General features: G+C 71.8%; 6 protein-coding genes. 3 read left to right on the forward strand and 3 right to left on the reverse strand.

Going from position 1 to position 6,911, the window contains the following annotated elements; all coding sequences use genetic code 11:
• Positions 1 to 45: 45 nt before the first annotated feature.
• A complete protein-coding gene (locus SZN_RS20935) occupies positions 46 to 1,059 on the forward strand; it encodes a COX15/CtaA family protein (RefSeq protein WP_007498292.1) in 1,014 nt (337 codons plus the stop codon).
• Between the two features lie 52 nt (positions 1,060 to 1,111).
• On the opposite strand, the gene SZN_RS20940 is transcribed toward SZN_RS20935, so the two are convergent.
• The 3 genes from SZN_RS20940 to SZN_RS20950 form a co-directional block, all read right to left on the reverse strand.
• Positions 1,112 to 2,218, reverse strand: a complete 1,107-nt coding sequence (locus tag SZN_RS20940) for an amidohydrolase family protein (protein WP_007498294.1) — start codon at positions 2,216 to 2,218, stop codon at positions 1,112 to 1,114.
• A gap of 88 nt (positions 2,219 to 2,306) precedes the next feature.
• Positions 2,307 to 2,627: a hypothetical protein gene (locus SZN_RS20945; protein ID WP_007498297.1), complete on the reverse strand. Its 321-nt coding sequence runs from the start codon at positions 2,625 to 2,627 to the stop codon at positions 2,307 to 2,309.
• 58 nt (positions 2,628 to 2,685) lie between these two features.
• Positions 2,686 to 3,672, reverse strand: coding sequence for a heme o synthase (locus tag SZN_RS20950; protein WP_043732128.1), 987 nt, complete (start codon positions 3,670 to 3,672; stop codon positions 2,686 to 2,688).
• A 376-nt stretch (positions 3,673 to 4,048) separates the two neighbouring features.
• On the opposite strand from SZN_RS20950, the gene tkt reads away from it, so the two are divergent.
• Positions 4,049 to 6,136, forward strand: coding sequence for a transketolase (gene tkt, locus SZN_RS20955; RefSeq protein ID WP_007498300.1), 2,088 nt, complete (start codon positions 4,049 to 4,051; stop codon positions 6,134 to 6,136).
• Between the two features lie 34 nt (positions 6,137 to 6,170).
• Positions 6,171 to 6,911, forward strand: a 741-nt coding sequence (tal, locus tag SZN_RS20960; protein WP_007498301.1) for a transaldolase, incomplete at its 3' end; no start/stop codon positions are given.

Here is a 6,911-nt window from a genome sequence, read left to right on the forward strand (position 1 = left end):
GACCCTCGTGAAAGCGTGCACAAGCGGGCGCCTACGATAGGGCGCGTGCCCAACGTGACCCGCGCCGACGCCCTGGCCGCCGTGCGCAACCCGCTCGCCTTCATCGCCGCCCGCTGGACCCCGGACCCGAGGACGGTCCGGCGTGCGGCCCTGACCGCGCTCGTGATGTCGGTGGTCATCGTCGTCACCGGCGGCGCGGTGCGGCTGACCGGCTCCGGCCTCGGCTGCCCGACCTGGCCCAAGTGCACCTCCGACTCGCTCACGGCCACCCGGGAGATGGGCCTGCACGGCGTCATCGAGTTCGGCAACCGCCTGCTGACGTACGTCCTGTGCGCCGCGGTCGGCTGGGCGATCATCGCGGCGCGGGCCACGAAGCCGTACCGGCGCGGGCTGACCCGGCTGGGCTGGGCGCAGTTCTGGATCGTGATGAGCAACGCCCTGCTCGGCGGCGTCGTCGTGCTGGTCGGTCTCAACCCGTACACGGTGGCGGCGCACTTCGTGGTGTCGTCGGCGCTCATCGCGGTGGCGACCGTGATGTGGCAGCGCACCCGCGAGGGCGACGCGCCGGCCCGCCCGCTGGTCGGCAGGGCCGTCCAGCAGCTGGTGTGGGTCCTGGTCGGGGCGTCGGTGCTGCTGATCCTGGTCGGCACGGTCGTCACCGGGGCGGGCCCCCACGCCGGTGACTCCAGTGACGTCCCGCGCATGCCGGTGGACTGGGACGGCGTCAGCAAGCTGCACGCCGTGCTGGCCTGGATCGTGGTGACGCTCACGTTCGCCCTCTGGTTCGTCCTCAAGGCGGTCGACGCGCCGAAGGGCCCCGTCGACCGCACCCGCGACCTCTTCCTGGTCCTGCTCGCCCAGGGCGCCGTGGGCTACGTCCAGTACTTCACCGACGTCCCGCCGGTGCTGGTCGGCGTGCACATGTTCGGCTCGGCCCTGGTGTGGATCGCCACCCTGCGGGTCCTGCTCGCGATGCGGGAGCGGCCCGAGGCGACCGTCCCCGACCTGCCGGTTCAGGCACACGACTCCGCGAGCGCGTCGATCGCCGGTCCCAGGTAGCCGCGCGTCGTCCGGCCCCTGAGCACCGCCCACCCGGCGGCCGGGGCGCCCGTCAGTCCAGTGCGTACACCCGGCGGGCGTTGCCCGCCGCGACCATCCCGGCGACCCGCTGGGCGTCCGCGGGCGACCACGCGCCGTCGGCGACCCAGCCGCCGAGGACCCGGCCGAGGGCGTCGCGGAACAGCCGGGCGCCCACGACGTGCAGTTCGGGCAGGCCCTGGGCGCCGCTGGAGAAGAGGATCTTCCCGAAGGGGGCCAGCTCCAGGATCTCGGCGAGGATCGTGGCCGCGCGGGCGCCCGTGCGCACCAGGGCGGCGCCCGAGTCGGCGTAGACGTGCGGGAAGACCCCGGCCAGATGGGCGGCGTGCCGGTGGTACGGGTAGCCGTGCAGCAGGATCAGGTCGGTGCCGAGGCCGGCGGTGGCGCGGACGAAGTCGGTGAGCAGCACCGGGTCGGTGCGGTCGATGCGCAGGCCGGGCTCGCCCAGGCCCGCGTGCAGTTGCAGCGGCAGCCCGGAGGCCACCGCGATCCACAGGAGGTGCCGCAGCAGCACCGGGTCGCTGAGCTCGCCGCCGACGGCGCGGGCCGCGAGCCAGCGGCCGGCCGCGCCGCGCACCTCACCCGGCCCCGGCGGCTCGGGCGCGAGCGCCAGTCCGTGCCGGACGCCCGCGACGGAGGTGAAGGCGACGGCGCTCGCGGCGGCGCCGTGCACGGACTCGGCGAGGTTGGCGAGGAAGGACTCGACGGTGCCGGAGGTGTCGGCGACCTGTTCGGCGAGGAGTTCGAGGCGGACGATCTCGTGGGCCTCGGCGGAGCCGGTGGAGGCCATCTCCGGGGGTCCGGTGAGATCGCCGGGCAGCCCGGTGTCGATCAGATAGGTGGTGATGCCGCTGCCGCGCAGCAGGCGCCGGCCCGCCTCCAGGACACCGAGTTCACGGCGGCGGGCCAGATAGCGTGCGGGCGCGCAGTGCGCCTCCAGCCCGAGCAGCGGGGGGCACCAGCGGCGCACGGCGAACCCGGTCTGGGTGTCGAAGAGGGTGGTGCCCGGGGCCGGCGGGCCCTCGGTGCGGGCCAGCTGGGCCTCGAAGGTGCCGAGGCCCAGTTCGGCGCGCAGTACGCCGTGGCAGTACTGGTCCACGAGGGACGGCGTGTCGATCATCCGGGCTCCCCCGTGGGTGGACGCTGCGGTTGCTCTACACGTCCTAACGGGTGAACCGGCTCCTGGTGTTGCGTGCGGGGCAGGCGGTTCAGCCGCCGATCTGGATGCCCGCCATCCGCTTCCACTCGTACGCGCCCGTGGTCACCTTGGCGGCGAACTCGCCGTCGAAGGACTCGTGGACCGTGACGCCGGAGGCGGTGACCGCCCGTCGCGCGATCTCGTACGACGGCGCGACCAGGTCGCCCCAGCCGCCGTCCTCGCCGACGAGCACGATGCGGGCGCCGCGCTCACCGAGGTACGCGACCTGGGCCCCGGCACCGCCGTGTGCCTTCGCGAAGGCGCCGATCCGCCGGGCCAGCCGGGCCGCCCTGCGCTCGGCCTTGTCGTCGAGCTGCTGCGTGTCTGCCATGCCAGGGATGCTACTCACGGGTAGACCCGCGGGCGAGGCCGGGGCCGTGTGACGTGCGTCAGCTCAGGAACGGGTCCACGGCGACGGCGACGAAGAGCAGCGACACATAGGTGATGGACCAGTGGAACAGCCGCATCTCCTTGAGCTTGCCGCCCGCGGCCTCGGCCTTGGCGCGGTTCTGGAGCGCGTGCGCCTCCCAGAGCCACCAGCCGCCGGCCACCAGGGCGACCGACGTGTAGAACCAGCCGGTGTAGCCCAGCGGCGTCAGCAGCAGGGAGACGGCGACCATGACCCAGCTGTAGATCACGATCTGCTTGGCCACGGTCTTGTTGGAGGCGATCACGGGGAGCATCGGCACGCCCACGCGCGCGTAGTCCTCCTTCACCTTCATGGACAGCGGCCAGTAGTGCGGCGGGGTCCAGAAGAAAATCACCAGGAAGAGGATGACCGGCGCCCACGACAGCGAGCCGGTCACGGAGGACCAGCCGATGAGGACCGGCATGCAGCCCGCGATGCCGCCCCACACGATGTTCTGCGACGTACGCCGCTTGAGGATCATCGTGTAGACGACGACGTAGAAGAGGAGCGCGCCGAGGGCGAGCCAGGCACTCAGCCAGTTGACGGTGAGCCCGAACAGCAGGGTGGAGACGACCGCGAGGGAGATGCCGAAGGCCAGGCACTCCCGCGGGCTGACCATCCCGGTGACCAGCGGACGCTGGGAGGTGCGGTCCATCAGCGCGTCGATGTCGCGGTCGATGTACATGTTCAGCGCGTTGGCGCCGCCCGCCGAGAGGTAGCCGCCGACACAGGTGAGCAGGACCAGACCGAGGTCGGGCACCCCCCGCTGGGCGAGGAACATCACCGGAACGGTGGTGATGAGCAGCAGCTCGATGATCCGCGGCTTGGTCAGCGCCACGAAGCCCATGACCCGGGCCCCCACCGGCCGGCGGTTCGGGCTCCGGCTCGTCCCGGTCTCCCCCACTGCCCGCAGGTCGTGGGCGGTGCCCCCACCCGCTGGACGGGATTCAACGGCCGTCACGCACACCCCTGACAGAGACATCCCAGCAGGCCCCCCGTGTGAAGTCCCGGTAAAGGCCCGCGCGTACCACGCCACTCTAGACGTTGCCCAGACCCGGACATTCGCGGGGGTGGGGTCGTGTTGGAGGGCACCGTCCGACGGGCGCCCCGAAGCTCGGTTGAGCGCCCGGACGAGCGGCTCCGTATTCACCTGCCGACCGGGCAACGCCCCGGTCGGCAGGCACATCCCGAAGACACCCGGCAGTCTGGAACGAGTCGAAAAAACGCACGTACTTCCAGGGGTAGGCTCGACAGCGGCCGGCCGACGCCGAGTACGCCGGCAGCCGGTGGGCGTGTGCCCGTGACGCCGGCAACCGACATGTGGAGAGGAGCCCTGACCCAGGGTGAGCACCAAGCCGACCACCGCAGACCTCGAGTGGACCGAGTTGGACCAGAGGGCCGTCGACACCGCACGCGTCCTGGCCGCCGACGCCGTACAGAAGGTCGGCAACGGCCATCCGGGCACGGCGATGAGCCTGGCGCCCGCCGCCTACACCCTCTTCCAGAAGGTGATGCGGCACGACCCCGCGGACGCCGACTGGGTCGGGCGGGACCGCTTCGTGCTGTCCGCCGGCCATTCGTCCCTGACCCTCTACACCCAGCTGTACCTGGCCGGTTTCGGTCTGGAGCTGGACGACCTCAAGGCGTTCCGCACCTGGGGCTCGAAGACCCCCGGCCACCCCGAGTACGGCCACACCACCGGCGTCGAGACCACCACGGGCCCGCTCGGCCAGGGTGTCGCGAACGCCGTCGGCATGGCGATGGCCTCCCGCTACGAGCGCGGGCTGTTCGACCCGGAGGCCCCCGAGGGCACCTCCCCCTTCGACCACTTCGTCTACTGCGTCGCCGGTGACGGCTGCCTCCAGGAGGGCATCTCCGCCGAGGCGTCCTCGATGGCCGGCCACCAGCGGCTGGGCAACCTCATCCTGCTGTGGGACGACAACCACATCTCGATCGAGGGCGACACGGAGACGGCCGTCTCCGAGGACACCGTGAAGCGCTACGAGGCGTACGGCTGGCATGTGCAGCGCGTCGAGCCGCAGGCCGGCGGCGACCTGGACCCGGCCGCGATCCACGCCGCGGTCCTGCGCGCCCAGGAGGTCACGGACCGCCCGTCGTTCATCGCGATGCGCTCCATCATCGCCTGGCCCGCCCCGAACGCGCAGAACACCGAGGCCGCCCACGGCTCGGCGCTCGGCGACGACGAGGTCGCGGCCACCAAGCGCGTCCTGGGTTTCGACCCGGAGCGGACCTTCGAGGTCTCCGACGAGGTCATCGAGCACACCCGGCTCGCCCTGGACCGGGGGCAGGCCGCCCGCGCGGTGTGGGAGAAGTCCTACCAGCAGTGGCGGGACAACAACCCGGAGCGCGCCGCCGAGTACGACCGGGTCGCGCAGGGCGAACTGCCCGCGGGCTGGGAGGAGAAGGTCCCGGTCTTCGAGCCCGGCAAGGGCGTCGCGACGCGTGCCGCCTCCGGCAAGGTGCTCCAGGCGCTCGGCGCGGTCGTCCCGGAGCTGTGGGGCGGCTCCGCCGACCTCGCCGGCTCCAACAACACCACCATCGACAAGACGTCGTCGTTCCTCCCGGCGGACAACCCGCTGCCGGAGGCCGACCCGTACGGCCGCACGATCCACTTCGGCATCCGCGAGCACTCCATGGCCGCGGAGATGAACGGCATCGCGCTGCACGGAAACACCCGCATCTACGGCGGCACGTTCCTCGTGTTCTCCGACTACATGCGCAACGCCGTGCGGCTGTCCGCGCTGATGCACCTGCCGGTGACGTACGTCTGGACGCACGACTCCATCGGCCTCGGCGAGGACGGCCCCACCCACCAGCCGGTCGAGCACCTGGCCTCGCTGCGCGCGATCCCCGGGCTGAACGTGGTGCGCCCCGCCGACGCCAACGAGACGGCGATCGCCTGGCGCGAGATCCTGCGCCGCTGGACGAAGGTGTACGGCGAGGGCGCCCCGCACGGTCTGGCGCTGACCCGGCAGGGCGTGCCGACGTACGAGGCGAACGAGGGCGCCGTGCGCGGCGGTTACGTGCTGTTCGAGGCCGAGGGCGGGGAGCCGGAGCTGGTCCTGATCGCGACCGGCTCCGAGGTGCACGTGGCGGTCGAGGCGCGTGAGCTGCTCCAGGCGTCCGGTGTGCCGACCCGGGTGGTCTCCATGCCGTGCGTGGAGTGGTTCGAGGAGCAGGACCAGGGGTACCGGGACAGCGTCCTGCCGCCGTCGGTGAGGGCGCGGGTGGCCGTCGAGGCGGGCATCGGGCTCACCTGGCACAAGTACGTGGGAGACGCCGGCCGCATCGTTTCCCTGGAGCACTTCGGTGCTTCGGCCGACGGCAAGGTCCTCTTCCGGGAGTACGGCTTCACTGCCGACAACGTGGCCGCCGTCGCGCGGGAATCCCTCGCCGCGGCCCGGCGCTGACGCTCATACACGAGACGTAGGAGTTTGATTTTCCATGACAGACGCACTGAAGCGCCTCTCCGAGGAGGGCGTCGCGATCTGGCTGGACGACCTGTCGCGCCAGCGCATCACGTCCGGCAACCTCGCGGAGCTGATCGACCAGCAGCACGTCGTCGGCGTCACCACCAATCCGTCGATCTTCCAGAAGGCGATCAGCGGCGGTGACGGCTACGAGCAGCAGCTCGCCGACCTCGCCGTGCGCGGGGTCACGGTGGAGGAGGCGGTCCGCATGATCACCACGGCGGACGTCCGGGACGCCGCCGACATCCTGCGCCCGGTCTTCGACGCCACCGACGGCCAGGACGGCCGGGTGTCCATCGAGGTCGACCCGCGGCTCGCGCACAATACCCACGCGACCGTCGCCGAGGCCAAGCAGCTGGCCTGGCTGGTCGACCGGCCCAACACCCTCATCAAGATCCCGGCGACCAGGGCCGGCATCCCGGCGATCACCGAGGTGGTCGGCCTCGGCATCAGCGTCAACGTCACGCTGATCTTCTCGCTGGAGCGCTACCGCGAGGTCATGGACGCGTACCTCGCCGGTCTGGAGAAGGCCAGGGCCAGGGGACTGGACCTGTCGAAGATCCGTTCGGTGGCGTCCTTCTTCGTGTCCCGGGTGGACACCGAGATCGACAAGCGCATCGACGCGCTCGGCACCGACGAGGCCAAGGCGCTGCGCGGCAAGGCCGCCGTCGCCAACGCCCGGCTCGCCTACCAGGCGTACGAGGAGGTCTTCTCC

This window comes from Streptomyces zinciresistens K42 (genome assembly GCF_000225525.1).
GTDB lineage: Bacteria > Actinomycetota > Actinomycetes > Streptomycetales > Streptomycetaceae > Streptomyces > Streptomyces zinciresistens.